We start from the raw sequence: 26,815 nt of genomic DNA, 5'->3' as shown, positions 1-26,815 counted from the left end.
ATGATCATTTTGTCACTTGCCAAGGCGCTTGCGGTTGCGAACTGCTGGCCAGGCAGCGCCAGCCGCCTTCGGCGTTGTTCAGTCGATGGGCGGCGGCGATCAGGGCGGAGCGATCGACGGCCAGAATCGACAAGGTCAGTTGCGTCAGATAATCCGACGAGCGGCCAGCCAGCTTGCCTTGCCAGAGCAGTTCGGCAGCCTGGGCCAAGGGTAAGGCCGCTATGTCGAATTGATCGGCCAACGCCTGGCGCTGGGCGATGAAAGTTGTCTCGTCGATCCCGTTGATCAATCCGGGCAGGTCGCTCAGGAAGCGTTCCATGTGTTCCAGCAACTTCAATGGCACGGTGTCCGGAGACTGCACGCCAAACAGGATTCCGGTCTGGCCATGGATCTGACGCAGTGCGCTGAGCACCGCGTAACCCAGTTGCAGCTCAACCCGCAGGCGCTGGTAGAACGGCGTCTGACAGACATGGGCCAGCAAGCGCCAGGCGGCTTCGTCGCAGATGTCCTGGGTAGCCGTAGGACAGAACAGCAACAATGCGTGTTCGCTGGACCCGGTGTCGAGCGATGTCCACAGGCGCTGTGAGTTGATCGAGGGCAGTGGGGGCGGTTGGGTGTCCGCTGCGCCGGGCACTCGGCTCAGGGCCAGACCCATCGCTGCTTGAGTCTGTGCCGACAGGCCAGTGGCCAGGCCTTCCCAGCGCGCACTCGACCATAGCTGCTGCAAGTCATCAGATACCCCGCTGTGCTCAAGGCAATGATCGGGCAGCGCCTTGAGCAGTTGTTTAATCGGGATCAGCGCAGTGTTTTTCAGTTCTTCCTGTGGGAAGCCGCTGGCAGGTGTTGTCAGCTCTTTCAGCGCATGTTCGAGAACGGTCGGCATTGGCTCCTGCAGTCCCGTCACCTTCAGCAGCCATTCATTGCCCGATGCGCTGAAGGAAAAATCGACGCCCGCCTGACGCGCATCCTCGCGCAGTGGTTGCAGGCTGTTTTCCAGACGCTGTTGAAGGCGGGGATGAGGTTCGGCCTCGAGCCGCCAGCGCAAATAAATCGCGCCTTCAGCGGTGTTATCCGGTAAGGCCTGGCTGAATTGCATCGGCGAATTTTCACGACGGCTGCGCGAACGATCCTGGGCAAATGTGCGCAGGCCGCGGTGCTTGCTGGTTTGCCCGCGAATCAGTCCGGCGTTTTGGGGCGGCGCCTCGGCGCGCAAGAACGGATTCGGTGCCGGCAGTTGCCATTCACCGCTGAAGTTATCCACAGCGCCGATTTTCTTCAGGATGTCCTTGAGCGCTGCAACGCCTTGTTCGGATAAGCCGGTTTCAAGCTGTTCACTGTCGAGTCGGGCCAGTTGCAGCGCGCCGCTGACTTGTTGCTGGCGCTGAAGCAGGGCCGCGTACTCTTCTCGCAGAGCGGCCCAGTCTTGCTGCGCGGCAAAAAAGCCCAACCAATCCAGCAGCTTCTCTCGCAGGACGCTCACCGGTGCGGACGTTGTGAATTCAACGTGCAGCACGGCTTGTCCGGCAAATTGGTACAGCGGCTTGGCGTTCAAGTGCTCAGCCACACCGCGTGCGCGCAAATCAGCCAGCAGCCCACCGGGTTTCGAGGCGTTCAAACAATGGCACAGAAACGCCAATGCTTCGGTCGATGAAGTGGGCAGCGATTCGAAGGTAAACAGCAGATCAAGCCTGCGCTCGTTCACCTGTTGATAACTTGCGTCCGAAGATTCCATAAGCGGCACAGGTGCCGCTTGCGGGACGATTTCTCCCATGGGAGTCGCCGCGCCGAAACTCAGCGCCATTTGCTTCAGCTCTTCGATACTTTGCGGGCCGGCCAGGCTCAGCGTCATCTGCCCGGTCTGATAAAACCGTTGATGGAAATCCTCCAACGCATTCTGAAATTCTGGCTGCGTCACCGGCAGGCTGTCGCGGTTGCCGGCATGAAAGCCGCGCAACGGATGAGTCGGCGAAAGTCCATCGAACAGCGCCAGTTGCTGTTGCACCGTCGCGTCCTGCGACCAGGCAACAAACTCTGCCTGCAACACTTCCCGTTCCCGCTGCTGATCGTCCGGACTCATACGCGGGTGAGCGAGCATGTCTGACAGACGCTCCAGCCCAACGCTGAACGCCTGAGGCGGCAGTTCGAAAAAGAAGTCGGTGGTGCGCTCGCTGGTCCGTGCATTCACCTGTCCGCCATGGCCTTGTACGTAGGCCATCAGCCCTTGTTCTGCAGGAAAACGCTCGGTACCGAGGAACAACAGGTGCTCAAGAAAATGCGCCAGGCCTGGCCATGCCAATGGCACGTCATGGCTGCCCGCAGCGACCCGCAACGCGGCCGCACAACGCTTCAGATTCGGGGCATGACGCAGCGTCACCCGCAGGCCGTTGGCCAGGGTTTCAGTATGGGGGCGAGGTTGATTCAATGCAGGCATGAGCACTTCCAGAACAGAGAAGCGCTAATGCTAGCGGATTACGGGTGATCAGCGCTTGTTCAGCTCGCCGTAAAGCTCCGGGCGGCGATCGAGGAAGTAGCGATTGGCCGCTCGGGAATCGACCATCAACTGACGATCCAGCTCACCGACAATCAGCGCTTCATCGAGACCGGCCTGGGCGATGCGGCTGCCATCCGGTGCGGCGATGCTGCTTTGGCCGCAGTAGTGGATCTCGCCTTCATTGCCGCAGTAGTTGGCATAAGCCACGTAGCACTGGTTTTCGAAGGCTCGGGCGCGGACGGTGACGTCGGCGACGAAGTCGTAAGGAATCATGTTCGCTGTTGGCACCAGAATCAGCTCGGCACCGGCCAAGGCCAGCCGCCGCGCATTTTCCGGAAACTCAACGTCGTAGCAGATCAGGAAACCCAGCATCCAGCCATTGAGCTCTACCAGTGGAAAATCACCCTGCCCGGCGCTGAACATCGAGTGATCGAGGTCGCCGTACAGGTGAGTCTTGCGGTAGTTGCACAGGCGCTCGCCATTGGCGTCGATCAGTTGCACGGCGTTGTAGATCTGCCCGTCCTCGGTGCGCTCGGGGTAGCCGTACAAAATGGCGATCCCCGCGGTTTTGGCAATGCGCGCAATTTGTTGCGCCGATTCACCGTTGTGCACCTCCGCCAGTACGCTGACGGCATCGCTGCCAATGTTGTAGCCGGTCAGGAACATCTCCGGCAGCACCAGCAAATCAGCGCCTTTGGCCTCCATCGCCAGTTGATGCAGGCGTTGCAGGTTGCCGGCGACGTCCAGGGGCAGCGGCGGACATTGGTAAAGGGCTACGCGCATTTGGAATTCCTCTTACTCGGGCAGGGCGATCGGACCGATCTCGTTGAACACATCTCCTGGACCCGGGTTCTCGGCGTGAGTTTCACCGCCGAAGTGTTTCATGATGCCCCACACCGCATTGAGCGAGGTCTGCACCGCGCCTTCGACCCACGCCGGTGTCCACGAAACGTCGTCGCCTGCGATGAAAATCCCGCGTTGTTCGGCAGGCATGTCTTCCTGCATGAAATGCGCGTACATGCGCTGGTTGTAGCGATAGTGGCCGGGCAGGGCGCCTTTGAAAGCCCCGAGGAAATGCGGGTCGGCTTCCCAGGACACGGTGATCGGATCGCCAATGATCCGTGCGGCGATGTCGACTTTCGGGTAGATCTTTTTCAACGCGTTCAACGCCAGTTCGACGCGTTTTTCCACTGGGTGCGGAAGCATTTTCAACGCGTCGCTCATCCACGAGTACGACAGGCAAATCACCCCGGGTTTGTCGTCGCCGTTGTCGAATAGATACGTGCCACGGGTCAGGCGATCGGTGAGGGTCATGCTCATCAGGTCGCGGCCGGTTTCCGGATCCTTGTCCTTCCAGAACGGCCGGTCGACCATCACGAAGGTTTTCGACGACTGCATGTAGCGCGTGCGGTCGAGGGCCATCCACATCTTTTGCGAGAACAGGGTTTCGTCGCATTCGATCTGGGTGGTCAGCAGCCAGCTCTGGCAGGTGGTCAGCACCGCCGCGTACTCGCGGGTGTCGCCGTTGTTATCGGTGACCGCAAAACGGCCGTCCGCGGCGTGGGCAATTTTTTTAACCCCGGAGCGTGGTGCGCCTCTGTGCAGCGACTTGAGGCTGGTGCCTTCGGGCCAGTGCACGCAACGTTCCGGCACATGACGCCAGATGCCTTGCGGCACTTGTTCGACGCCGCCGACGACCAGATGCTGGTGATCGTCGCAGTTGGTCATCACGACGCGGAAGATTTCCAGCATCGAGTTCGGGAAGTCCGAGTCCCAGCCGCCGGTGCCGAAACCGACCTGACCGAACACTTCGCGGTGATGGAACGAGAGCTTGGCGAAGGCTTTGGAGGTGGCGACAAAGTCGTAGAAGGTGCGGTCGTCCCACAGCGGAACCAGGGTGTTCCAGAGCTCTTTGAGGCGTGGCACGTCGCGATCGCGGATGGCTTGCTGGATATCGGCGAACTGCGAGCCGGCCTCCAGCGCATCCGCCCACGCGTCAGCCACTTCCTGGAACAGTGCAGGAAGATCCGCCAGTTTTTGTGCGTAATGGGTTTTGCCTTCGATGTCGATCACCGTGCTGCCCGACGCAGGCGTCAGCGGGTTCGGGAAGGGCTTGGTCTCGAGACCGAGTTTGTCGACATAGTGGTAAAACGCCGTGGACGACACCGGAAAGCGCATGCCGCCCAGTTCGGCGACGATGCCATCGGTCCCGTTGAACGCTTGCGAGCGCAGGCGGCCGCCAAGTTTTGAGGCTTCGTAAACGACGGGCTTGAGGCCCAGTTTCATCAGTTCATAGGCGGCCACCAGTCCGGCGATGCCTGCGCCGACAATCGCCACTTCGGCACCGTGGTTGTGCTCAGGAATACTGCCGAGGCCGGCCGGGTGCTCGATCCAGTCATCGAAGCCGAATGGAAAGTCCGGGCCGAAAATAGTGACTGGTTTCTTACCGTCTGCAGGATGGCGATTGTTCTTGTTCATGGCTGACCTTGCTGGCGACCGGACGCGGGATGCGCGTCGGAGTATAGGAAAAGATGGCAGCCATTCTAGAGAGCGTAGATCACGTTAATAAGACGCAATGTGTCGTCGTTTTGCTAATTACCTGATCAAAACGACGATCTATATGTGCACACTGTCCACTGTGGGAGCGAGACCGGCTTGAACCGTGTTTAAACCGGTTGGCCGCGATCAATCTTGCTGCTGAGAATGATCGACGTGGTCGTCTTCTCCACCCCATCCACACTCCCGATCTGATCCAGCAACTGATCCAGCTGCTCCGGCGAATCGGTTCTTAACCACGCCACATAATCAAATTCGCCACTGACCGCACACAACTGCTGCACCTGCGCCATCGCACTTAGCCGCCGCAACACTTCCTTGCCGGAACGCGGTTGCACCGTGATCCCGACGTACGCCTGCAATCCGCCATCCACCACCCGTTGACCCAAGCGCACGCCATAACCGGTGATGACCTTGGCCTTTTCCAGCCGTGCCAGCCGCGATGTCACAGTGGTGCGAGCGATGCCCAGTTGCCGGGCGAGCATGGCCACGCTTTCGCGGGCATTGATCTGCAGGGCCGCGATCAATTGGCGGTCGATTTCGTCAAGAACGGGCGGGCGGATGTCGGGCAAAGGTTGGCTCCAGCGGGACAGATCAATGGTTCAATATGTTACAGGCACATCCTGCACAGTGGATGCTTGATCTAGGCTCAGTACCGTTAATGTGGGGTTGAGAACTGGCAGGCAAAGTCGAGGAATCGGGGGGCGATGAAATGACGACGAACATGCCGACCGTTGTGCGCGATCGTGCGGTGCAGATTGCCCATCACGAAATGGGTCACTACGTAACGGCTCGCGCGTTGGGGTTCGAAACCGGTGGCGTCACCTTGTCCGTGACCACGGACTTGCGGCATCAAGGAGGGGCTTGCATCACATTGGCGCGGCCCATTCATTCGTTGGAAGCGATGAAGGCACACTTGGAGAATCGAATGATAGTCCTCCTGGCTGGCGCTATGGCGCAGACATTACCTCCAACGCTTTCCTCCGGTAAACGCGTCGATAGCTCGAAAGCCATTGCCGTCCTGAAAGGAGCCTTAGGGGCCGAGCAGGATTACGCGAAAGTCAAAGAGTTACAGAACTTACTGCGCAATATCACTTATCCCGCGACGGACCCCGCGTCATCTGACCGTATTGCGGCTGAGCTTAAAGCTATGACTGATCGTGTATGGGGGCGGACTCAAGAAATCGTCGAGGATCTGGCGGATACGATTACCGAATTGGGAAGCGTGCTGGTCGACAGCATGGTCATCGTGGAGCAGTGGGGCAGGGTGGCAGATACTTACGAGGTCGTTTTTACGCGTGAAATGCTTGAGCGGTTGCGGCCAGTGCAGGCCATTCCAGCGTTGGGTGTTTGGGCGTAAAGCGCGCACCGGCTGGTCCTGATGTGAGAGCCCCGAATTATCGAGGCTCATTCCACGGCCAATCCGTCGCTATTTTTTGGACTTCGCCTCGGTCCGATCAGGCCCGCGCTCCAGCACCTTCATCACATCATCAATCACTGCCTTGCTCATCGCCGTCAAATAATGCGCGGCCCAGATATGTCGGTCGGTATCGCGGTTGAAAGGCAGCGTCTCTGGTCAGTTCCTTGGAAAGGAACAGAAAATCGGAGGCCATGGCTAGCGCATCACTGAGGGGAACGTCTCGAGTGACATGGAACAGCGGTTGGTTTGAGCAGTAGATGAAGGGGGTTAGGCCAATGGTTTTCAGTTCTGAAGATTCAGACGGATTTGCTGTAGTCATGCTTTTACTCCTGGGTTCGAGGAGCCGTCACATTCGTTTCCAAGCGAATGGGTGACGGCTGTACGCAGGTTGGAAAACCGGGAACCTAGGAACCGGCACGCCCGAGGGCGTCCCACGCACAGTCGCCATAACTCAGGATCACAAAAAACGCGCAATCGTGATGGGGCTGTTGCGGCTAGTATTCGACGGGTTTCCAAGCCCGATCACTGAATGGTCAGCGACGTCCGGAGACTATCCCGTCGAAGAAAAGCGCAACAAGGCATCAAAGTGCCCACAAAACACGATTCGGAGTTTGCCTACAAGGTTTGCGGGCGTCATCCGATATTCCGACACTCTAAGTAAACGAATCCAAACATCAGACACGAAAAAGCCGCGCATTCAGCGCGGCTTTTTTGTTTGGTGGGCCCACACGGACTTGAACCGTGGACCAAAGGATTATGAGTCCTCTGCTCTAACCAACTGAGCTATAGGCCCTCAGTAGGCCGCGGATTATAGCGACGGTTTCTCGGCTGTGCTATCCGAAAAATCCGATACGGCTATACGAAGAAACGTCGCGGCGAATTCGTCCGCCGGCAAGGGCAGGCTGACGATGTAGCCCTGAATCTGTTCGCAGCCTTCCTCCGCGAGGAATTGCTGCTGGGCGAAAGTCTCGACGCCCTCGGCAATGACGGTGAATTGCATGCTGCGCCCCAGCGCGATGATTGCGCGAACAATGGCCGCGTCATGGGGATCATCCGGCAGGCCGCGGACGAACGACTGGTCGATCTTGAGGATGTCCAGCGGCAGGCGCTTGAGGTAACTCAGGGATGAATAGCCGGTGCCGAAGTCATCGATGGCCAGTTGTACGCCCAGGTGTTTGAGTTGATGCAGCACCGCCAGCGCTTCCTCGGCCTGGCTCATGATGAAGTTTTCGGTAATTTCCAGTTGCAATAATCCGGGCTGAAGACCGTTGTCCTTGAGCAGTTGTTCGATCCGGCCGAGCAGGTTGGGCTGGCGCAATTGCGCGCCGGCGAGGTTGACCGACAATGGGCCGAGGCATTCATAAGTCTGGTTCCATTCGTACATCTGCCGGCACGCGGTCTCGAGTACCCAGTCGCCGATTTGCAGAATCATCCCGTTCTCTTCGGCCAAGGGAATGAAGTGCTCTGGCGGCACGGCGCCGAAGGTCGGGTGATGCCAGCGGATGAGGGCTTCAGCACCCACCAGGCGATTGTCGTCCAGGCTCATTTTCGGCTGGTAGTGCAGCAGCAATTCATTGCGCTCGATGGCACGGCGCAGTTCGTGTTCCAGTGCGACCCGTTCGCTGGCCTGAGCGGTCAGGTCGCGGGTATAGCTCTCGACCCGGTTGCGGCCCTTGGCCTTGGAGCGGTACATCGCCGCGTCGGCGTTCTTGACCAGGGTGGCGACGTCACAGCCGTCCTTGGGATAGAGGCTGGTGCCAATGCTGGCACTGATGAAGAACTCGTGCTCGCCCGCCTGGAATGGCGCAGAGAAGCAATTGAGCAGTTTGGTGGCAATGTTGTCGGCGTCGCTCGACTGTTGCAGGCCGGGCAGCAGGATGATGAATTCGTCACCACCGAGGCGCGCCACGGTGTCGATGTCGCGCAACTGGTCCTTGAGGCGCACGGCGATGCCCTTGAGCAGCAGATCGCCGACCGGGTGGCCAAGGCTGTCGTTGATGTGTTTGAAGCGGTCAAGGTCGAGGAACAACACGGCGCCCTGGCCACCGTTTTCCTGCTGGTTGTTGAGTGCGGTCAGCAGTCGGCTCTCGAACAACGTGCGGTTCGGCAAGCCCGTCAGCGGGTCGTGGTGCGCCTGGTAATCGAGTTTGGCCTGCGCGTGCTTGAGGCTGGAAATGTCCGCGAATACGGCGACAAAGTGAGTGATGAACTTGTCGCGGTTGCGCACGGCGCTGATGGTCAGCCAACTCGGGTACAACTCGCCGTTCTTGCGCCGATTGGATATCTCGCCCTGCCAATGACCTTCGGCCGTCAGTTGATGCCACATGGCCGCGTAGAAAGCGCTGTCATGCAGGCCCGAGGCGAGCAGGCGAGGGGTGTGGCCCAGGGCCTCGGTTTCGCTGTAGCCAGTGATTTCGGTAAACGCGCGGTTGACCGCGCTGATGTGCTGCTGGGTGTCGGTGATCAACACGCCCTCGGCGGTGCTCTCGAACACGGTCGCGGCCTGTTGCAGTTTTTCCTGCATCAGGTGGCGCTCGGTGATGTCCCTTGCGATGGTCAGCATGCAGTCTTCGTCGCCGATCGGCAGCGGACGGCTCGACACCTCACAAAGGCGGATCTGCCCGTCGCTGCGGCGGATATGGCAACTGAAGTCGCGGACGAAACCGTCCCGATGCAGCAGGTCGAGCATCTGTTTGCGTTCGTTGAGATTGACCCAGATCCCCAACTCCAGCGCCGAGCGGTCCACGGACATCGCGCTGTTGAAACCGGTGATGCGGCTGAAACCCTCGTTGACCTCCAGCAGCAAACCGTCACTCTGCCGGGACAGCAACAAGCCGTCGGGCGAGGCGTGGAAGGCCTTGGCGAACTTTTCTTCGGAGGTTTGCAGCTGTTGCTGGGTTTCCTTGAGTTGACTGATATCCCGCACGACCACCACCAGCGCGGGGGTGGTGTCGAGGTCGAAGGGTTCGGCGGAGATCAGGCCGGTAAACACCTGGCCATTGTTGCGACGAAAGGGCATCTCCAGGTTACGGATGCTGCCGGCCTGCAAGCGCTGCAGCAAGCCCGGCCCAACGCCGGGGATGCCCCAGATGTTGAGGTCGGTGGCGGTCTGGCCGATGACGTCTTCTGCCTTGAGCCCGATCTGTTCTTCGAACGCTTCATTGACCTCCAGCAAGCAGCCGTCGGAGAGTCGCGCGATGACCAGGATGTCCGGGCATTGCTGGAATACCGAGGCGAACTTCTGTTCCGACAGGCGCAACGCCTCTTCGGTGCGCTTGGCCTCGCTGATGTCGATCATCAGGCCACGCATCACCGGTTCATGCCCGTGCTCGATCAGGCTGACGATGTCGCGTACCCATATGCAGCGGCCATCGGCAGTGATGACCCGGTAATCGAGGCTATGATCGCGCCCGGCCAGGACTTCGTGATCGCAGAATGTCTGGGCACGGGTCAGGTCAGCGGGGTGGATGATGTTGCGCCAGAAGCCAGGAATCAGCCAATGGGCCAAGGGGTAGCCGAGCAATTCTTCGGCGTGGGGCGACACGTAGCTGTAGGTGAAGTCAGTGATCCGCGCTTCCCAGGCAATGGCCGAAAGACTCTCCACCAGCCCGCGGTAATGGTATTCGCTGCTGCGCAGTTCCTGTTCCAGGTCGATGCGACGGGCGATTTCCGAACTCAGGCGGCGGTTGATCCGGATGACCACCCCCAGTACCGTCATCAGTAGCAACAATCCCGGCAGGCCGTACACCAGCAGGTCGGACCAGAACGTTCGATGATCGAGAACGTTGCCGACCCAGTGTTCCTGGATGGTGTTGATTTCCTCCGGGGTCATGTCCGCCAGGACTTTGTCCAGAATGCCGACCAGGATCTTGTTGTCCCGGGGCACGCCCATGGCCAGTTGATAGCGATAGGGCGTCTCACCGCTGACATACAGTCCGTCGAGTTTGAGCTGGCGCAGGCTCCAGACGCTGGAGGCGAGATCGCCGACCACCGCGTCCACTTCATCGGTCGCCAGTGCCTGCAAGGCTGAGCTGACGTTGGGCAATCCCACCAGGTTCAGGTCGGGATGGTGGGTGCGCAGCAGTTCATGGGGGGCGTAGTTTTCCACCACGGCGATTTTCAGGCCGTACAGGTCTTCGAGTTTGCGCGGTTGTGCGCCGCCGACGTGGGCAAGAATGACAATTGGAAAGTCCAGGTAGGGACGCGTAAACGACAGGTATGTCTGGCGTTCCGGGGTCGACATTATGCCCGGTAACAGGTCCAGTTTGGCTTGTTTGGCCTGTTCGAGAACAACGGTCCAGCTCACGGGTTCGATGGGCGTGAGCTTGATGGCCAGGCGTTGGCGGATCAGGTCGATGTAGTCCGCCGCAAGGCCCTGATAGCGGCCCTGATCATCGCGAAACTCGAAGGGAGGCCATGACGCATCCACACCCAGGCGCAAGTCCGGGTGGGCCGCCAGCCAGCTACGTTCTTCGTCGGTCAGAGTCAGCGCGCCAGCCGTTGCGGTCCAGGTCATCAGCGACAGCAAAAAAAGCACGGTCGGCAGTCTGGGCATAACGGTCTCGTTATGGCTCGGGGAATGCTTCGAGTGTAGACGGGCTATTCGGCGGGAGGGAAGTGCGGGGGATTTTATCTGCACAAAGCAAAACCCCCGGCCTGGGCCGGGGGTTTTGTGATCACTCGTCGAGGAAGGAGCGCAAATGCTCGCTTCTCGTCGGGTGGCGCAGCTTGCGCAGCGCCTTGGCTTCGATCTGACGAATCCGTTCACGGGTCACGTCGAACTGCTTACCAACCTCCTCGAGGGTGTGGTCGGTATTCATGTCGATACCGAAGCGCATGCGCAGAACCTTGGCTTCACGGGCAGTGAGGCCGGACAGGACTTCGCGAGTCGCTTCTTTAAGGCTCTCAACGGTAGCAACATCGATTGGCGACTGCATGGTCGAGTCTTCGATGAAGTCGCCCAGATGGGAGTCTTCGTCATCACCGATCGGGGTTTCCATGGAGATCGGCTCTTTAGCGATCTTCAATACCTTGCGGATCTTGTCCTCAGGCATTTCCATGCGTTCGCCCAGCTCTTCCGGGGTCGGTTCGCGACCCATTTCCTGCAACATCTGCCGGGAAATACGGTTGAGCTTGTTGATCGTCTCGATCATGTGCACCGGAATACGGATGGTGCGGGCCTGGTCGGCGATCGAGCGAGTGATCGCCTGACGGATCCACCAGGTGGCATAAGTCGAGAATTTGTAGCCGCGGCGGTATTCGAACTTGTCTACCGCTTTCATCAGACCGATGTTGCCTTCCTGGATCAGATCGAGGAATTGCAGACCACGGTTGGTGTACTTCTTGGCGATGGAGATCACCAGACGCAAGTTCGCTTCAACCATCTCTTTCTTCGCGCGGCGGGCCTTGGCCTCACCGATCGACATGCGACGGTTAATGTCCTTGATCTCGGCGATCGTCAAACCGGTTTCGGTTTCCAGTGCGGTCAGCTTCTGCTGGCAACGAATGATGTCCGGCTGCAGGCGACCAATGGCTTCAGCGTATTTGCTTTTGCCTTTGGCCAGCGCGTCGGTCCAGCTTTCGTCGACTTCATTGCCCGGGAACTGGCGCAGGAAATCGGCACGCGGCATGCGGGCATCACGCACGCAAAGTTGCATGATCGCGCGCTCTTGCTGACGCAGACGATCCAGGGCACTGCGAACACGCTCGACCAGGCCTTCGAATTGCTTCGGCACCAGTTTGATCGGCATGAACAGCTCAGCCAGGGCCAACAGTTCGGCGATTGCCAGCTTGTTGCCACGACCGTGCTTTTTCAGCGCCTTGCGGGTGATTTCCATCTGATCGGAGACAGCGCCAAAACGCTGTGCTGCGATGATCGGATCCGGACCGCTTTCGGCTTCTTCTTCGTCATCCGTTGCTTCGGCGTCATCGTCGTCGGTGTCGTCGTCCGCTTTCACGGCTTTCGGGTCGACTGGCGGCGGCACTTCTGCAGCAGGCGGCGCAATGCCGTCATCCGGGTCGATATAACCGCTCAGGACGTCGGACAGGCGGCCACCTTCGGTGGTGACGCGAGTGTACTCGGAGAGAATATGGTCAACCGTGCCAGGGAAGTGCGCGATTGCGCCCATCACTTCGCGGATGCCCTCTTCAATACGTTTGGCGATTTCGATTTCGCCTTCACGTGTGAGGAGCTCTACCGTACCCATTTCGCGCATGTACATGCGCACTGGGTCGGTGGTGCGACCAATGTCGGTCTCGACCGCTGCCAACGCTGCTGCTGCCTCTTCGGCCGCGGCTTCGTCGGTATCGGCGTCGGCCAGCATAAGGGAATCCTTATCTGGCGCAACCTCGAATACGTTGATCCCCATGTCATTGATCATGCGGATGATGTCTTCCACCTGTTCCGGATCTGAAATATCCTCCGGCAGGTGGTCGTTGACCTCCGCGTAAGTCAGGTAGCCCTGCTCACGACCAAGTGTGATCAACTCTTTGATACGAGACTGCTGTTGCGCTTTTCCGGACATAACACCCTATCCACTGAAGGTCTTGGCGGGCAAAAAACAAGCCGAGGATTATACCTGAGCTATGACCTCACGCGCCAGTTGAGGTCGGGTTTGGTGTGGCCATATTGCGTTTTAATAGGTCGCGCATCTGATTTGCGATCTGATTTGCTTCCTCTGCGGTCAATCCTGGCTGCCTTGCTTTTCTGATAAGTGCTTCAAGGCTATCGGTGTGTTGACCGGCTGATAGCCTAGTAATGGTGTCTAAAAACTGTTGTTCAAGGTTATCGCCTTTAATCAGCCATTCCTTTTCCGCCAATGCTTTGAGAAGGCGTCCCTGTTCAGTCCCGTGCCAGCGGGCCATTAACTGAATTGAGTTTAGCTTAGGATTTTTTTGCACAGCCTCGATAAGGGCCACCAGCAGTTGTGCGTAGGTGTTGCTCTCATTGGCGAAGTGATCGGCGGTTTCTACCTTGCCAGCCAGTTCCGGGTGATGAATGAGCGTGCGAAGCGCGATTAGGGTCGGGGCTTCCACGGCAATCGGTGTGCGGGGGGCGCTGTGTTGATCACGATCACCGCCGCGTTTGCCGTTCTTGTCCCAGGGTTTCTTGTCCCATTTCTTGCCGCCGGCGCCGGGTTTCTTCGGCGTCCATTCCTGCTGCGGCACATACATATCCTGTGCCTGCGGCTGATGGTAGTCGCTATAGTCCGGCATGGCGTCGTAATCGATGCCCGGATCGTAGGCCGGTGGCGCGTCTTGAGGCGCGCTTTGCACCAGTTGGCTCACGGCTTCACCGCTGAGTCCGGTGATTTCGGTCAGGCGCTGACGCATCAGGATGCGCAGGTTCGCGCCTGGGACTTTATCGATCAACGGCGCCGCGAGGGTGGCCATGTGGGCCTTGCCTTCGAGCGAGCGTGGATCGGATTCCTCGGTCAACTGCTGGAAGAAATAATCCGCCAGCGGCTGTGCGTGCTGATTGATTCGTGCGCGGAACGCGTCAGTGCCCTCGGAGCGGACCAGCGTATCCGGGTCTTCGCCCTCGGGTAGAAACAGGAAGCGCGCCCGTCGCCCGTCTTGCAGGCAGGGCAGTGTGGCTTCCAGCGCTCGCCATGCGGCGTTACGACCCGCCTGGTCACCGTCGAAGCAGAACAGCACGTTGGGTACGACGCGAAACAGTCGCTTCAAGTGCTCTTCGCTGGTGGCGGTGCCCAGTGTGGCGACGGCATTGCGCAGGCCTTGCTGGGCGAGGGCGATGACGTCCATGTAGCCTTCGACGACGATGATTTCGTCGAGGTTGCGGTTATTTTTGCGTGCTTCATAAAGGCCGTAGAGTTCCTGGCCCTTATGGAATACCGGGGTTTCCGGTGAGTTCAGGTATTTCGGTTTGTCATCGCCCAATACCCGGCCGCCGAAAGCGATGATGCGCCCGCGGCTGTCACGGATCGGGAACATCACGCGATCACGAAAGCGGTCATAGCGTTTGCCGGTTTCAGCGTTTTCGATCAGCAGGCCGGCATCGACCATGGCTTTCTGTTGCAGGGTGTCGCTGCTCAAGTGCTTGAACAGATTGTCCCAGCCGGGCGGGGCGAAACCCAGGCCGAAGTCTCGGGCGATTTCGCCGGTCAATCCGCGTCCCTTCAAGTAATCCACTGCGGCTTTACGCGATGGATGGCTTTTCAGTGCCTGGCGGTAGAAATCGGCGGCGGCGGTGAGCAGCGGGTACAGCGGCGAATCGGTCGGCTGTCGTGGTTTGTGCGGCCGGCCGCTTTCTTCGCGGGGGATTTCCATGCCGGCGGCTTTGGCCAGTTCTTCGACAGCCTGGATGAAGTCCAGGTTGTCGTGATCCATCATGAAACCGAGGGCATTACCGCCAGCGCCACATCCGAAGCAGTAATAGAACTGTTTGTCAGGGCTGACGCTGAAGGAGGGGGTTTTCTCTTTGTGAAACGGGCAGCAGGCGGTGTAATTCTTGCCGGCCTTTTTCAGTTGCAGGCGCGAGCTGACCACATCGACGATGTCGGTGCGGTTCAGAAGGTCGTCAATGAAGCTCTGGGGAATTAGCCCGGCCATGGCGTTCTCGTCATCTGCGCTGAAATGGACCCGAAACGAAGTGCGGCCGAACGCGGGTCGTTGTTTGAGGCGCGCAAAATGTGCGGCTCGACCAGTGTCGTCTGCGTAATCGCTATCGGGAAGTGTATCTGCCGAAAATCCACTGACGTTAATACCAATCAGTATTCGACTATTTGAAAGTGTTTCGCTGAATCCGCTGCGGCCAGTCGATGGCCTCGGAAAGCTCATAAGCGGGCACGCAAGAAGGTGCCTTGGGCTGATCGTCGTGAGAGGAATCAGTGGGTGTGCTCGTCAGTAGCCTTGGAAGGCTCGTCAGAAAAGACGTGCACCGCTGGCAAAAGAGCCAGGTCTGACGCTGTGAAGCAGGTTTGTCTCGGTCGCGTGTGCGGCTTTGACGGTGAAGCATCAAGCGTTTTCCGCAAATGCCATTAGCCCGGCTGAGGGCCGGGCTTGGCAGAAGCTTGCTACGATCGTCTGCGTATTAGTACAGACGAACGGCGCGGCGCTGTTCGCGCTGAACTTTCTTGGCGTGACGCTTAACAGCGGCTGCTGCTTTGCGCTTACGCTCAGAAGTTGGCTTCTCGTAAAATTCGCGGCTACGAACTTCAGCCAGTACACCGGCTTTTTCGCAGGAGCGCTTGAAACGACGCAGAGCTACGTCGAAGGGTTCGTTCTCTTTTACTTTGACGGCTGGCATCCAGAGCTACCTTCATTCATTACCGGGGTCAACATCCTCGCGGCAAAAGAGCACTTGAAGACGTCGGTTTTTAAGGGTTGCGGATGTTAACCCCTCATCGCTCGGAATGCAAAGCCTCTGATCGAAAACCGCTAGTCGGGGCATCACATGGCGACTATTATGCGCGCCTTCGAATTCAGCCTAAACAAGGCGCAAACCCATGCTAGTACTGGGATTAGAAACCTCCTGCGACGAAACCGGTGTCGCATTATATGACAGTGAACGCGGCCTGCTGGCCGACGCGCTGTTCAGTCAGATCGACCTGCACCGCGCTTATGGCGGTGTGGTGCCGGAGCTGGCCTCGCGCGATCACGTCAAACGCATGCTGCCCTTGATTCGTCAGGTGTTGGCTGAAGCTGACTGCGTGCCGACCGAGATCGATGCGATCGCCTACACCGCAGGTCCCGGGTTGGTCGGTGCGTTGTTGGTGGGCGCTTCCTGCGCTCAGGCATTGGCCTTTGCCTGGGGGATTCCGGCCCTCGGCGTGCACCACATGGAAGGCCACTTGCTGGCGCCCATGCTGGAGTCGAAACCGCCAGAATTCCCGTTCGTCGCTTTGTTGGTGTCCGGCGGTCATACGCAGCTGGTTCAGGTCGACGGGATCGGTCAATACACGCTCTTGGGCGAGACCCTTGACGATGCCGCCGGTGAAGCCTTCGACAAGACGGCGAAGATGATGGGGCTGAATTATCCGGGTGGTCCGGAAATCGCTCGTCTGGCGGAGCAAGGCGTTGCAGGACGTTTCACCTTCCCGCGTCCGATGTGCGACCGCCCGGGCCTGGCGTTCAGCTTCAGCGGGCTGAAGACATTTGCCCTGAATACCTGGCAGCAGAGTGTCAGCGCCGGGGACGACAGCGAGCAAGCCCGTTGCGACATCGCGCTGGCGTTCCAGCAGGCCGTGGTGGAGACTTTGACCATCAAGTGCAAGCGTGCCCTGAAACAGGCGGGCATGAAGCGTCTGGTAATCGCTGGCGGCGTCAGCGCGAACAAGGCGTTGCGTTCTTCCTTGGAGAAAATGCTCGGCGACCTGAAGGGCGACGTGTTTTACGCTCGTCCGGAGTTCTGCACCGACAATGGCGCGATGATTGCGTTCGCCGGCTGCCAGCGCTTGCAGGCCGGTCAGCATGAAAGCCTGGCGATCAGCGTTCAGGCGCGCTGGCCGATGGAACAATTGTCGGGGCTGTGATGAGCGGCGCTCACGTGCGGTATCTAAAAATGCCGTTCGCGCCCGGCAAACAGGTCGCGTAGATTGCCGCGATGACGCCAGACGATCAGCCCCGTGAGCGCGCTCATGGGCAGCAGCGCCGCCGGTTCTTGCCAGGCCAGCAGCGGCAGGGTCAGTGGTGTGGCGATCAGGGCGGCGAGTGAGCTGGTGCGGGTCAGGAGGAACGTCAGCAGCCACGCGCAGACCGCCAACAGGGCTGCAGGCGGGTAAAGACCCAGCAACATGCCGGCGGCGGTGGCGACACCCTTGCCGCCGCGAAAGCGAAAGTACAGAGGGAACAGGTGGCCGATGACGGCACAAACGCCGATCCAGGCCTGTTCTTGCAGCGAAAGGCCCGCAATGCCTGCGATCAACACCGGCAGCAGGCCTTTGCAGAGGTCGCCGATGAGGGTCAGGATGGCGAGTTTCTTGCCGGCCAGGCGCAACATGTTGGTGGCGCCGGCATTGCCCGAGCCACTCATTCGCGGGTCGGGGTTACCGGTCAGGCGGCTGAGCAAAATGGCGAAGGACAGAGAGCCGAGCAGGTAGGCGAAGGTCGCCAGTAACCAAAACATGCTAACTATTCCGGGCGAGGACGCCCTGATTCTAACGGCGCATTGCGCCCTTGTCGTGCAGCGGAGAAGAGTGCTTGGACAGAGTGTTTATCGAGGGCCTGGAAGTCGACACCGTGATTGGTGCCTACGACTGGGAACGAGGCATCCGACAGTGCCTGCGTCTTGATCTGAGCTTCGCTTGGGATAACCGCCCGGCCGCCGCCGGTGACGACCTGACCCTGGCGCTCGATTATGCGAGCGTTTCGTCGCGCATCCAGGCCTTTGCCGAGCAGGCGCAGTTCCAGCTGGTCGAGACTTTTGCCGAGCGACTGGTGGAAGTGCTGATGAGCGAATTCAACATCACCTGGATGCGCCTCAAGCTGACCAAGCCAGGCGCCGTCCCGGCGGCCACCGGTGGTGTGGGCGTGGAGATCGAGCGCGGATGTCGCTGACTCAGGTGTATCTCGGGCTCGGTAGCAATATCGAGCGCGAAACCCATTTGCAGGCTGGCCTGGAAGCCCTGGCGGGTTTTCTGGTGGATATACGCTGCTCGGCGGTGTTCGAAAGCCAGCCTGTGGGGATCAAGAGCGGGCCGTTCTTCAATTTCGTGGTTTCGGCTTACACCGATCTGCCGCTGATGGAGTTGGACCGGCGGTTGAAATTCATTGAGGCGGACAATGGCCGCTATGCGCCGGACCGCAAGGGTTTGCCGCTGGATATCGACGTTTTGCTGTTCGGCGACCTGGTGGGTAACTTCGATGGCTTGATTCTGCCGCGGGCCGAGATTCTGAAAAATGCCTTTGTGCTGTGGCCGTTGTCGCTGATTGCGCCGGATCGTGCGCACCCGGGTGTGGGCAAAAGCTTTGCGACGTTGTGGAGTGAAGCGCAGATTGATCAGGTGTTGGCGCCGGTGGCGTTTGAGTGGCGTGGCGAACAGTTGACTCCGTTGCATCTGCTGTGAGGCGGATGACGTCTTCGCGGGCAAGCCTCGCTCCTACAGTTCCGGGTGCTGACCTGTAGGAGCGAGGCTTGCCCGCGAAGCTTTCAGGCAGACGCCGCTTCTTTGTAAGCCTTCAATGCTTTGAGCCGTTCACGCTTGATCGCCTCACCCAACTCAGGCCCCTTGAATCCCTTCTCCAGCAACGGCTGAACCGCCACGCTCCGCGCCGCAGTCGCCGCCCCACGCAAATAATCCGCCTGTGGGTAACTTCTCTGCTCCAGCCCTTTGCGCCCCCGAGCATCCATCTCGCACGCCGCAATAAACTCTTCAAATCGCTGCGGCCGACGGTAGACATCGAAACTCTGCAGCAACTCCAGCAAGGTCGAAGGCTTCAGCTCCAGAGCGCGGTGGCCATGAGTGTGATACTGGCCCACCAACAGCGCCAATTCCTGGCAGTCCTTCGGCGCCTTGAAGCGTTCGTTTACCGCTTTGATCAGCTTCAATCCCTTGTGTTCGTGGGCTATATGCCGAGGCCACTCTTCTTCTGGCGTCAGTCCTTTGCCCAGGTCATGCAGCAGGCAAGCCCAACGCACAGTCAGCGGCTGTTTGTGCAGTGCGGCTTGTTCGAGCACGCTCAAGGTGTGTGCGCCCGTGTCGATTTCCGGGTGGTGGGCTTCCGGCTGGGGGACACCGAACAGTGCGTCGACTTCCGGCATCAACACCTTCAGCGCGGCGCAGTCGCGCAGCACCTGGATGAACACTTGTGGCTGATCTTCCATCAGTGCGCGGGAAATTTCCTTCCAGCTGCGTTCTGCCGTCAGCGCTTCGAGTTCTCCTGACTCACTGAGCTCACGCATCAGTTCCAGCGTTTCAGGTGCAACGGTGAAGCCGAGCTCGGCATATCGTGCGGCAAAGCGTGCAACACGCAGAACACGGAGCGGATCTTCGGCGAAAGCTGGGGAAACGTGACGAAGCAAGCGCGCCTCGAGATCACGTTGGCCATGATAGGGGTCGGTCAGATTCTGTTGATCGTCTTCGGCCATGGCGTTGATTGTCAGGTCACGACGGATCAGATCTTCTTCGAGCGTCACTTCGGGTCTGGCGTGAAAGGTGAAGCCGCCATAGCCGCGTCCGCTTTTGCGTTCGGTCCGGGCGAGGGCGTATTCCTCACCGCTTTTCGGGTGAAGAAACACCGGGAAGTCCGCACCTACCGGGCGAAAGCCCTTGGCGAGCATTTCTTCAGTGGTGGCCCCGACCACGACCCAGTCGATATCGGTGACAGGTTTGCCCAGTAGCCGATCACGAACTGCGCCGCCGACTCTATAAATCTGCATAAAAAACCTCCGTTAGCTCGACAGAATAACCGTTGCGTCGAACTTCCGGAGGCAGAAACAGGATCAAAGATGGATGACGGCCAAGTCCAGCCGACCGTAATCGCCTTCGCTGTGCTCGCTTCTGGGTGGAACATGGTGGGTTTTCATCACCTGATCCCCTTGCAGGGTTTCCAGGTGAATGTCGAAGCCCCAGAGACGGTGCAGATGTTTAAGCACTTCCTCGGTGGATTCACCTAGCGGTTTGCGGTCGTGTTGCTGATGACGAAGGGTCAGGGAGCGGTCGCCACGGCGGTCGATGCTGTAGATCTGGATATTGGGTTCGCGATTGCCCAGGTTGTACTGCGCTGCCAGGGTTTCACGGATGGTGCGGTAGCCATCCTCATCGTGAATGGCTGGCACCAGCAGATCGTCCTTCTGGTCGTCATCAAGAATGCTGAACAACTTCAGGTCGCGGATGACCTTCGGCGAGAGGTACTGCAGGATGAAACTCTCATCCTTGAAGCTGCTCATGGCGAACTTGATGCTCGATAGCCAATCGGAGCCCGCGATTTCCGGGAACCAGCGGTAATCCTCCTCGGTGGGGGTTTCACACATGCGCCGGATATCCCGGTACATGGCAAACCCCAAGGTGTAGGGGTTGATTCCGTTGTAGTACGGGCTGTCGAAACCCGGCTGAAAGACCACGCTGGTGTGGGACGTCAGGAATTCCATCATGAAGCCGTCGGTGACCAGGCCTTCGTCGTACAGGTCGTTCATCAGGGTGTAATGCCAGAACGTGGCCCAGCCTTCGTTCATCACCTGGGTCTGGCGTTGTGGGTAGAAGTACTGCGCGATCTTGCGCACGATGCGCACGATCTCGCGCTGCCACGGTTCCAGCAGCGGCGCATGTTTTTCGATGAAGTACAGGATGTTTTCCTGAGGTTCGGCGGGAAAACGCGCGTTGTCCTTGTCGCTGTACTTGTCCGCGCCTTTTGGAATGGTGCGCCACAGATCGTTGATCTGCTTCTGCATATGCTCTTCCCGATCCTTTTGCCGACGACGTTCCTCTTCGGCGGAAATCGGGTAAGGGCGTTTGTAGCGGTCTACCCCGTAGTTCATCAGCGCATGGCAGGAATCCAGCAGGTCCTCGACCGCATCGATGCCGTGGCGCTCTTCGCACTGCATGATGTACTGCTTGGCGAACACCAGATAGTCGATGATCGAACTCGCGTCGGTCCAGGTGCGGAACAGGTAATTGCCTTTGAAGAAGCTGTTGTGCCCGTAGCACGCGTGGGCCACCACCAGGGCCTGCATGCAGATGGTGTTTTCTTCCATCAGATAGGCAATGCACGGGTCGGAATTGATCACGATCTCGTACGCCAGCCCCATCTGACCGCGAGAGTAGGACTTCTCGGTGCTGAGGAAGTGCTTGCCGTAGGACCAATGGTGATACCCCAGCGGCATGCCCACGGAGGCGTAGGCGTCCATCATCTGCTCGGCGGTGATCACTTCGATCTGGTTGGGGTAGGTATCGAGTGCATAGCGAGCCGCGATACGGCTGATTTCGCGGTCGTAGGCCTGGATCAGCTCGAACGTCCATTCGGAACCGGTGGAAATGGGTTGGCGCTTCTGCTCTTTGGCGGTCATGTCACTAACCTGCGCTGGAAGAGTTCACGGAAGACCGGATAGATATCCCCGGCCGAGACCAGTTGTTGCTGGGCAAAAGTGTCAGAAAAGGCTTCGGCGATGCGTTCGTATTCGAACCACAAGGCCTGGTGTTCGCGCGGGGTGATCTCAACGTAAGTGTAGTACTGCACAAACGGCATGATCTGGTTGATCAGGATGTCACGGCAGATCGGCGAGTCGTCATTCCAGTTGTCACCGTCGGAGGCCTGCGCGGCATAGATGTTCCACTCATTGCTCGGATAGCGTTCGGCCATGATCTCCTGCATCAGTTTCAACGCGCTGGAAACGATGGTGCCGCCGGTTTCGCGGGAGTAGAAAAACTCTTCCTCGTCCACTTCCCGGGCGCTGGTGTGGTGACGGATGAATACGACGTCGATCTTTTCGTAGTTACGCTTGAGGAACAGGTACAGCAGGATAAAGAAGCGCTTGGCGATGTCCTTGGTCGCCTGGGTCATGGAGCCGGACACGTCCATCAGGCAGAACATCACAGCCTTGGAGCTGGGGTTGGGTTGTTTGATCAGCAGGTTGTACTTGAGGTCGAAGGTGTCGAGGAACGGAACGCGGTGGATGCGCGCACTGAGCTTTTCGATTTCGGCCTCGATTTCCTGAATATCGCCGAAGTTGTCCGGTTCATCCCGCTTTAGTCGCAACAGTTCTTCTTTGGCTTCGCGCAGTTTCGCCCGGCTGCTGCCGGACAGGGCGATGCGCCGTGCATGGGCGGAACGCAAGGTGCGGATGATGTTGATTCGCGAAGGGTTGCCTTCGTTACTGATCCCTGCCCGTACGGTCTTGAAGGTGTCGGTGCCGGTCAGGTTACGCTTGACCAGGTTCGGCAGCTCAAGGTCCTCGAACATGAACTCGAGGAATTCTTCCTGGGTGATCTGGAAGACGAATTCGTCCATCCCTTCGCCCGAGTTGCCGGCCTTGCCCGGGCCTCTGCCGCCGCCACCTCCGGGCGGACGGGCAATGTGCTCACCGCTGGTGAATTCCTTGTTGCCCGGATGCACCACGGTCTGCTTGCCACCGCGACCGTGGTGAAGCACCGGCTCGTCGATGTCGCGGCCGGGAATGCTGATCTGTTCGCCGTGTTCCATATCGGTAATGGAGCGCCGGCTGACCGCCTCTTCGACAGCCTTCTTGATGTGATCACGGTAACGCCGCAGAAACCGCTGACGGTTTACCGTGCTCTTGTTCTTGCCATTGAGACGTCGGTCGATCACATAGCTCATGACTGCTCCTTAGAAGCTGTCCTGAAAGGGGCGAGCGGTGATGCAGCATCGGACCGGGAGCCAAGGGATATTCAACGCTCCCCCAAGCGCTTTGGATGCTGCCTGAACTCGCTACCGACTTTCGAACACCTTCCAGAGGCCTGTGTAACAGAAAATGCGTACACAGGTCTCTGGCTGACGACAACCGGTCTGACCGGCAGCGGGTTATTGTGATTTTCTGACCCGCAGGTACCACTCGGACAGCAGTCGTACCTGTTTGTCGGTGTAACCCCGCTCGACCATCCGTGTGACGAAGTCGTTGTGCTTCTGCTGGTCCTCTTTGCTGGCCTTGGCGTTGAAACTGATGACCGGCAGGAGGTCTTCGGTGTTGGAGAACATTTTCTTCTCGATGACCACCCGCAGTTTTTCGTAGCTGAGCCAGGTCGGGTTCTTGCCGTTGTTGTTGGCTCGGGCGCGCAGCACGAAGTTGACGATTTCGTTGCGGAAATCCTTCGGATTGCTGATGCCGGCCGGTTTTTCGATTTTCTCCAGTTCTTCGTTCAGTGCCACGCGGTTGAGGATCTCGCCGGTTTCGGGGTCGCGATACTCCTGGTCCTGGATCCAGAAGTCGGCGTACAGCACGTAGCGATCGAAGATGTTCTGGCCGTACTCGCTGTAAGACTCGAGGTAGGCCGTCTGGATTTCCTTGCCGATGAATTCGATATAACGCGGCGCCAGGTACTCCTTGAGGAAGCGCAGGTAGCGTTCGCGGGTTTCGGCCTGGAATTGCTCCTGTTCGATCTGTTGTTCCAGCACGTACAGCAAATGCACCGGGTTGGCAGCGATTTCGTGCGGATCGAAGTTGAAGACCTTCGACAGAATCTTGAACGCGAAGCGCGTCGACAGGCCGTTCATGCCTTCGTCGACTCCCGCGTTGTCGCGGTATTCCTGAATCGACTTGGCCTTCGGATCGGTGTCCTTGAGGTTTTCACCGTCATACACGCGCATCTTGGAGTAGATGTTGGAGTTTTCCGGCTCCTTGAGTCGTGAGAGCACGGTGAACTGGGCAAGCATCTTCAGAGTGTCGGGTGCGCAGTGAGCCTTCGCCAGCGAGCTGTTGAACAAGAGCTTGTCGTAGATCTTCACTTCGTCGCTGACCCGCAGGCAGTACGGCACTTTGACGATATAGATCCGGTCGATGAAGGCTTCGTTGTTCTTGTTGTTGCGGAAGGTATGCCATTCCGATTCGTTGGAGTGAGCCAACAGGATACCGGTAAACGGGATCGCCCCCAGACCTTCGGTGCTGTTGTAGTTGCCTTCCTGAGTGGCGGTCAGCAATGGGTGCAGCACCTTGATCGGCGCCTTGAACATTTCGACGAATTCCATCAGGCCCTGGTTGGACCGGCACAGTGCGCCCGAATAGCTGTAGGCGTCGGCGTCGTTCTGCGGGAATTCCTCCAGTTTGCGGATATCGACCTTGCCCACCAGTGCCGAGATGTCCTGGTTGTTTTCATCTCCCGGTTCGGTTTTGGCCACGGCGATCTGGTTTAGGATCGACGGATAGAGTTTCACCACGCGGAACTGGCTGATGTCGCCGCCAAATTCGGCCAGGCGTTTAGTGGCCCATGGCGACATGATGGTATTGAGATAGCGCCGCGGAATACCGAAGTCTTCCTCGAGGATCGCGCCATCTTCAGTGGCGTTGAACAGACCCAGGGGCGATTCGAAAACCGGCGAGCCTTTGATCGCGTAGAAAGGCACCTTCTCGATCAGCTGTTTCAGCTTCTCGGCCAGGGACGATTTACCGCCACCGACAGGGCCGAGCAGGTAGAGGATTTGTTTCTTCTCTTCCAGGCCCTGAGCGGCATGGCGGAAATACGACACGATCTGGTCGATGCATTCTTCCATCCCGTGGAAGTCTTCAAAGGCCGGATAGCGGCGGATCACCTTGTTGGAAAAGATTCGCGAAAGCCTCGAGTTGGTCGAGGTGTCGAGCAGCTCCGGTTCTCCGATGGCCAGCAAGAGACGCTCGGCGGCGGAAACGTAGGCGCTGCGGTCCTTTTTGCACAGCTCCAGGTACTCTTGTAGCGAGAGTTCTTCCTGGCGTGTGGACTCGAAGCGTTGTTGGAAGTGGCTAAAGATACTCATGACGTCACCTCGCTCGATACGTGGAGCCGACGCCGGATCACTCAGTCGATGCTGGCAGCAACCGAACAGGCAGTCGCTGTTTACCCCCCAGAACTCTTTCGGAACTGACTACTCCGAAAGCTACTCCCGATGATCCGCGCGCCGGTGTACCGGCTCTCCCCTGTTTTGGATGGCCTGCGCTTAAGGATAGTTGGGAATTCGGGAGATAAAGGGCGGATACGTAATTAGTTGTGGCTGACCGTTCGTCTGCCACCGCGCTAGCCCGCGGGAGCCGGGGGCTTGCGCGTTACAAAAAAATTATTCGGAAGTGCCTTGCGCTGTTTCCGAAGGATAAGTCGTACGCCACAGCTCAAAACCGCCATCCATGCTGTAGACGTCGGAGAAGCCCTGGCTGATCAGGTAGGCCGCCGCACTCTGGCTGGAGTTGCCGTGATAGCAGACCACGACCGTCGGGGCGTCAAGATCGGCGGCGCGGATGAAATCCGAGATGGATACGTTGTCCAGATGCTTCGAGCCGGCGATATGCAGTGCGGCAAATGTTGCAGGGTCTCGAACATCGACCACCACCGCGCCTTGTTCGCGCAGGGCCTGGGCCTGTTCTGGGGGGATACGTTTGAATTCGCTCATGGCGGGCTCCTGTGGCTCGGCTGAAAGCGCAGTCTAGCGCTGGGCGCTGGCTGACGTTTGTAAGGGAATAGGCGGGGCGACTGGCGGCAGGGTATGGCCATGCTCATCGCATTTGCACTGCAGGCGCTCAAAGGTGTCGACGTTCATCAGGGTCATCGAACCACCCCAGACGCAACCGGTATCGAGGGCGAAGATGCCCGGCTCGTTGCACTGCCCCTCAAGCGCTGCCCAGTGACCGAAGATGATTTTCACACCCTTGGTCTTGCGCTCCTTGAACTGGAACCAGGGTTTGTAACCCACCGGTGCAGAGTCGAGACCTTCCTTGCTCTTCAGGTCCAGCTTGCCTTCGCTGGTGCAGAAGCGCATGCGGGTGAAATAGTTGGTGATCACGCGCAGGCGGGTCACGCCTTTGAGGTCATTGTCCCATTTCAACGGTTCATTGCCGTACATCCCGTCGAGGTAAGGAGCAAAACGGTTGTCGTCCCGCAGAGCCTCTTCGACCTCGGCGGCGCACTTCAAGGCTTTGCGCAGCGACCATTGTGGCGGTATGCCGGCGTGGACCAGGGCGATGTTGCGCTGTTCGTCGTAATGCATGAGCTTTTGCTGGCGCAACCACTCCAGCAGTTCCGCGCGATCCGGTGCTTCAAGAATCTCGCGCAGGGTGTCGGCTTTCTTCAGGCGTTCGATGTTATTCCCGGCGGCCAGCAAGTGCAGGTCGTGGTTGCCCAGTACGCACACCAGTGATTCGCGCAGGCTATAAAGGAAGCGCAGGGTTTCCAGTGACTGCGGGCCACGGTTGACTAGATCGCCAACCAGCCACAGTTTGTCCCGGGCAGGGTCGAAGGCGACCTGCTTGAGCAGGCATTTCAAGGGTTCGAGGCACCCTTGCAGGTCACCGACGGCATACGTCGCCATCAGTGCAGGGCCCCGGGCACCGCCAGGCGGAATGGGGCGATGATGGCGTCAAAGTGCTTACCGTCATCGGCAACCATTTCATAGGTGCCCTGCATCGTACCGACCTTGGAGGTCATGACGGTACCGCTGCTGTAAGTGTGGCTTTCGCCGGCATCGATCAACGGTTGCTGACCAACAACGCCCGCACCGCGAACCTCTTCGACATGCCCGTCACCATCGGTGATCACCCAGTGCCGCGACAACAGCTTGGCCGGTAACTCGCCATTGTTGTGCACGGTGATGGTGTAAGCGAAGGCAAAGCGGTTTTGCTCGGGTTGCGATTGTTCTGCCAGATAGCGGGTGACGACGCTGACGTCGACCTGATAACGAGGATCGGACATGCAAGAGGCCTTAAAAACGAAGCGGGACGCGGGGCGTAGCTGATGTCACTCAGTCTAGGCCAAGTA

At 58.8% G+C, this 26,815-nt stretch carries 20 protein-coding genes, 1 tRNA gene and 1 pseudogene; 4 read left to right on the top strand and 18 right to left on the bottom strand.

Annotation, left to right across the window (positions count from 1 at the left end; all coding sequences use genetic code 11):
* Positions 1-4 precede the first annotated feature (4 nt).
* The 4 genes from pqqF to KJF94_RS23955 all read right to left on the bottom strand — a co-directional run bounded on the left by pqqF (position 5) and on the right by KJF94_RS23955 (position 5,619).
* The gene (gene pqqF / locus KJF94_RS23970) at positions 5-2,431 is read right to left on the bottom strand and encodes a pyrroloquinoline quinone biosynthesis protein PqqF (RefSeq protein ID WP_214379255.1); all 2,427 of its coding nucleotides are present in this window, start codon (positions 2,429-2,431) and stop codon (positions 5-7) included.
* A 48-nt stretch (positions 2,432-2,479) separates the two neighbouring features.
* A complete protein-coding gene (locus tag KJF94_RS23965) occupies positions 2,480-3,274 on the bottom strand; it encodes a carbon-nitrogen hydrolase family protein (RefSeq protein ID WP_214379253.1) in 795 nt (264 codons plus the stop codon).
* A 12-nt stretch (positions 3,275-3,286) separates the two neighbouring features.
* The gene (locus KJF94_RS23960; RefSeq protein ID WP_214379251.1) at positions 3,287-4,969 is read right to left on the bottom strand and encodes a flavin monoamine oxidase family protein; all 1,683 of its coding nucleotides are present in this window, start codon (positions 4,967-4,969) and stop codon (positions 3,287-3,289) included.
* Positions 4,970-5,157: 188 nt separating this feature from the next.
* Positions 5,158-5,619 carry an Lrp/AsnC family transcriptional regulator gene (locus tag KJF94_RS23955; protein WP_046029956.1) on the bottom strand — a complete coding sequence of 154 codons (462 nt, stop codon included), beginning with the start codon at positions 5,617-5,619 and terminating at the stop codon, positions 5,158-5,160.
* 140 nt (positions 5,620-5,759) lie between these two features.
* On the opposite strand from KJF94_RS23955, the gene KJF94_RS23950 reads away from it, so the two are divergent.
* Positions 5,760-6,407 carry a zinc metalloprotease gene (locus KJF94_RS23950; RefSeq protein ID WP_214379249.1) on the top strand — a complete coding sequence of 216 codons (648 nt, stop codon included), beginning with the start codon at positions 5,760-5,762 and terminating at the stop codon, positions 6,405-6,407.
* Positions 6,408-6,476: 69 nt separating this feature from the next.
* Here the strand turns inward: KJF94_RS23950 and KJF94_RS23945 are convergent.
* From KJF94_RS23945 to rpsU, 6 genes and pseudogenes are all read right to left on the bottom strand, one after another.
* A pseudogene (locus KJF94_RS23945) lies at positions 6,477-6,786 on the bottom strand (DUF3077 domain-containing protein).
* A 397-nt stretch (positions 6,787-7,183) separates the two neighbouring features.
* Positions 7,184-7,260: transfer RNA gene (locus KJF94_RS23940), tRNA-Ile, on the bottom strand.
* Between the two features lie 15 nt (positions 7,261-7,275).
* Positions 7,276-11,022 (bottom strand): bifunctional diguanylate cyclase/phosphodiesterase, encoded by a 3,747-nt coding sequence (locus tag KJF94_RS23935; protein ID WP_214379247.1) that lies wholly within the window; start codon positions 11,020-11,022, stop codon positions 7,276-7,278.
* 121 nt (positions 11,023-11,143) lie between these two features.
* Positions 11,144-12,991: an RNA polymerase sigma factor RpoD gene (gene rpoD, locus KJF94_RS23930; protein WP_084318398.1), complete on the bottom strand. Its 1,848-nt coding sequence runs from the start codon at positions 12,989-12,991 to the stop codon at positions 11,144-11,146.
* Positions 12,992-13,058: 67 nt separating this feature from the next.
* Positions 13,059-15,038 (bottom strand): DNA primase, encoded by a 1,980-nt coding sequence (gene dnaG, locus KJF94_RS23925; RefSeq protein WP_214379245.1) that lies wholly within the window; start codon positions 15,036-15,038, stop codon positions 13,059-13,061.
* Between the two features lie 481 nt (positions 15,039-15,519).
* Positions 15,520-15,735 carry a 30S ribosomal protein S21 gene (gene rpsU, locus KJF94_RS23920; protein ID WP_002551877.1) on the bottom strand — a complete coding sequence of 72 codons (216 nt, stop codon included), beginning with the start codon at positions 15,733-15,735 and terminating at the stop codon, positions 15,520-15,522.
* Positions 15,736-15,934: 199 nt separating this feature from the next.
* Here rpsU and tsaD point away from each other — a divergent pair, with 199 nt between their 5' ends.
* Positions 15,935-16,960 carry a tRNA (adenosine(37)-N6)-threonylcarbamoyltransferase complex transferase subunit TsaD gene (tsaD, locus tag KJF94_RS23915; protein ID WP_214379243.1) on the top strand — a complete coding sequence of 342 codons (1,026 nt, stop codon included), beginning with the start codon at positions 15,935-15,937 and terminating at the stop codon, positions 16,958-16,960.
* Between the two features lie 23 nt (positions 16,961-16,983).
* Here tsaD and plsY read toward each other — a convergent pair whose 3' ends face one another.
* Positions 16,984-17,553, bottom strand: a complete 570-nt coding sequence (gene plsY, locus KJF94_RS23910; RefSeq protein WP_214379241.1) for a glycerol-3-phosphate 1-O-acyltransferase PlsY — start codon at positions 17,551-17,553, stop codon at positions 16,984-16,986.
* 74 nt (positions 17,554-17,627) lie between these two features.
* Between plsY and folB the strand changes: the two genes are divergently transcribed.
* Together folB and folK are read left to right on the top strand one after the other, a co-directional pair.
* Positions 17,628-17,984 (top strand): dihydroneopterin aldolase, encoded by a 357-nt coding sequence (gene folB, locus KJF94_RS23905; RefSeq protein ID WP_008027044.1) that lies wholly within the window; start codon positions 17,628-17,630, stop codon positions 17,982-17,984.
* The gene (folK, locus tag KJF94_RS23900) at positions 17,975-18,493 is read left to right on the top strand and encodes a 2-amino-4-hydroxy-6-hydroxymethyldihydropteridine diphosphokinase (protein WP_214379239.1); all 519 of its coding nucleotides are present in this window, start codon (positions 17,975-17,977) and stop codon (positions 18,491-18,493) included. The genes folB and folK overlap by 10 nt, the downstream gene beginning before the upstream one ends.
* 83 nt (positions 18,494-18,576) lie before the next feature.
* On the opposite strand, the gene KJF94_RS23895 is transcribed toward folK, so the two are convergent.
* From KJF94_RS23895 to apaG, 7 genes are all read right to left on the bottom strand, one after another.
* Positions 18,577-19,806, bottom strand: coding sequence for a multifunctional CCA addition/repair protein (locus KJF94_RS23895; RefSeq protein ID WP_214379237.1), 1,230 nt, complete (start codon positions 19,804-19,806; stop codon positions 18,577-18,579).
* Positions 19,807-19,869: 63 nt separating this feature from the next.
* Complete coding sequence (locus KJF94_RS23890) at positions 19,870-21,432, bottom strand: SpoVR family protein (protein ID WP_214379235.1); 1,563 nt, start codon at positions 21,430-21,432, stop codon at positions 19,870-19,872.
* Positions 21,429-22,700 carry a YeaH/YhbH family protein gene (locus tag KJF94_RS23885; RefSeq protein WP_084318393.1) on the bottom strand — a complete coding sequence of 424 codons (1,272 nt, stop codon included), beginning with the start codon at positions 22,698-22,700 and terminating at the stop codon, positions 21,429-21,431. The genes KJF94_RS23890 and KJF94_RS23885 overlap by 4 nt, the downstream gene beginning before the upstream one ends.
* A 204-nt stretch (positions 22,701-22,904) precedes the next feature.
* On the bottom strand, positions 22,905-24,827 hold the full coding sequence (locus tag KJF94_RS23880) for a PrkA family serine protein kinase (protein WP_214379233.1): 1,923 nt from the start codon (positions 24,825-24,827) through the stop codon (positions 22,905-22,907).
* Between the two features lie 297 nt (positions 24,828-25,124).
* A complete protein-coding gene (glpE, locus tag KJF94_RS23875; RefSeq protein ID WP_046045372.1) occupies positions 25,125-25,454 on the bottom strand; it encodes a thiosulfate sulfurtransferase GlpE in 330 nt (109 codons plus the stop codon).
* A 33-nt stretch (positions 25,455-25,487) separates the two neighbouring features.
* On the bottom strand, positions 25,488-26,369 hold the full coding sequence (locus tag KJF94_RS23870) for a symmetrical bis(5'-nucleosyl)-tetraphosphatase (RefSeq protein ID WP_214379231.1): 882 nt from the start codon (positions 26,367-26,369) through the stop codon (positions 25,488-25,490).
* The gene (gene apaG, locus KJF94_RS23865; RefSeq protein ID WP_123368659.1) at positions 26,369-26,749 is read right to left on the bottom strand and encodes a Co2+/Mg2+ efflux protein ApaG; all 381 of its coding nucleotides are present in this window, start codon (positions 26,747-26,749) and stop codon (positions 26,369-26,371) included. The genes KJF94_RS23870 and apaG overlap by 1 nt, the downstream gene beginning before the upstream one ends.
* Between the last annotated feature and the right edge of the window lie 66 nt (positions 26,750-26,815).

The organism is Pseudomonas hormoni (assembly GCF_018502625.1).
Taxonomy (GTDB): Bacteria; Pseudomonadota; Gammaproteobacteria; order Pseudomonadales; family Pseudomonadaceae; genus Aquipseudomonas; species Aquipseudomonas hormoni.
The sequence above is the reverse complement of the archived record's forward strand: the minus strand, read 5'-3'. Positions and strand labels throughout refer to the sequence as shown.

Excerpts from the sequence above, each read along its gene's own strand:
- pqqF (WP_214379255.1), bottom strand. The coding sequence starts at position 2,431 with ATGCCTGCATTGAATCAACCTCGCCCCCATACTGAAACCCTGGCCAAC.
- KJF94_RS23965 (WP_214379253.1), bottom strand. The coding sequence starts at position 3,274 with ATGCGCGTAGCCCTTTACCAATGTCCGCCGCTGCCCCTGGACGTCGCC.
- KJF94_RS23960 (WP_214379251.1), bottom strand. The coding sequence starts at position 4,969 with ATGAACAAGAACAATCGCCATCCTGCAGACGGTAAGAAACCAGTCACT.
- KJF94_RS23950 (WP_214379249.1), top strand. The coding sequence starts at position 5,760 with ATGACGACGAACATGCCGACCGTTGTGCGCGATCGTGCGGTGCAGATT.
- KJF94_RS23935 (WP_214379247.1), bottom strand. The coding sequence starts at position 11,022 with ATGCCCAGACTGCCGACCGTGCTTTTTTTGCTGTCGCTGATGACCTGG.
- rpoD (WP_084318398.1), bottom strand. The coding sequence starts at position 12,991 with ATGTCCGGAAAAGCGCAACAGCAGTCTCGTATCAAAGAGTTGATCACA.
- dnaG (WP_214379245.1), bottom strand. The coding sequence starts at position 15,038 with ATGGCCGGGCTAATTCCCCAGAGCTTCATTGACGACCTTCTGAACCGC.
- rpsU (WP_002551877.1), bottom strand. The coding sequence starts at position 15,735 with ATGCCAGCCGTCAAAGTAAAAGAGAACGAACCCTTCGACGTAGCTCTG.
- tsaD (WP_214379243.1), top strand. The coding sequence starts at position 15,935 with ATGCTAGTACTGGGATTAGAAACCTCCTGCGACGAAACCGGTGTCGCA.
- plsY (WP_214379241.1), bottom strand. The coding sequence starts at position 17,553 with ATGTTTTGGTTACTGGCGACCTTCGCCTACCTGCTCGGCTCTCTGTCC.
- folK (WP_214379239.1), top strand. The coding sequence starts at position 17,975 with ATGTCGCTGACTCAGGTGTATCTCGGGCTCGGTAGCAATATCGAGCGC.
- KJF94_RS23895 (WP_214379237.1), bottom strand. The coding sequence starts at position 19,806 with ATGCAGATTTATAGAGTCGGCGGCGCAGTTCGTGATCGGCTACTGGGC.
- KJF94_RS23890 (WP_214379235.1), bottom strand. The coding sequence starts at position 21,432 with ATGACCGCCAAAGAGCAGAAGCGCCAACCCATTTCCACCGGTTCCGAA.
- KJF94_RS23885 (WP_084318393.1), bottom strand. The coding sequence starts at position 22,700 with ATGAGCTATGTGATCGACCGACGTCTCAATGGCAAGAACAAGAGCACG.
- KJF94_RS23880 (WP_214379233.1), bottom strand. The coding sequence starts at position 24,827 with ATGAGTATCTTTAGCCACTTCCAACAACGCTTCGAGTCCACACGCCAG.
- glpE (WP_046045372.1), bottom strand. The coding sequence starts at position 25,454 with ATGAGCGAATTCAAACGTATCCCCCCAGAACAGGCCCAGGCCCTGCGC.
- KJF94_RS23870 (WP_214379231.1), bottom strand. The coding sequence starts at position 26,369 with ATGGCGACGTATGCCGTCGGTGACCTGCAAGGGTGCCTCGAACCCTTG.
- apaG (WP_123368659.1), bottom strand. The coding sequence starts at position 26,749 with ATGTCCGATCCTCGTTATCAGGTCGACGTCAGCGTCGTCACCCGCTAT.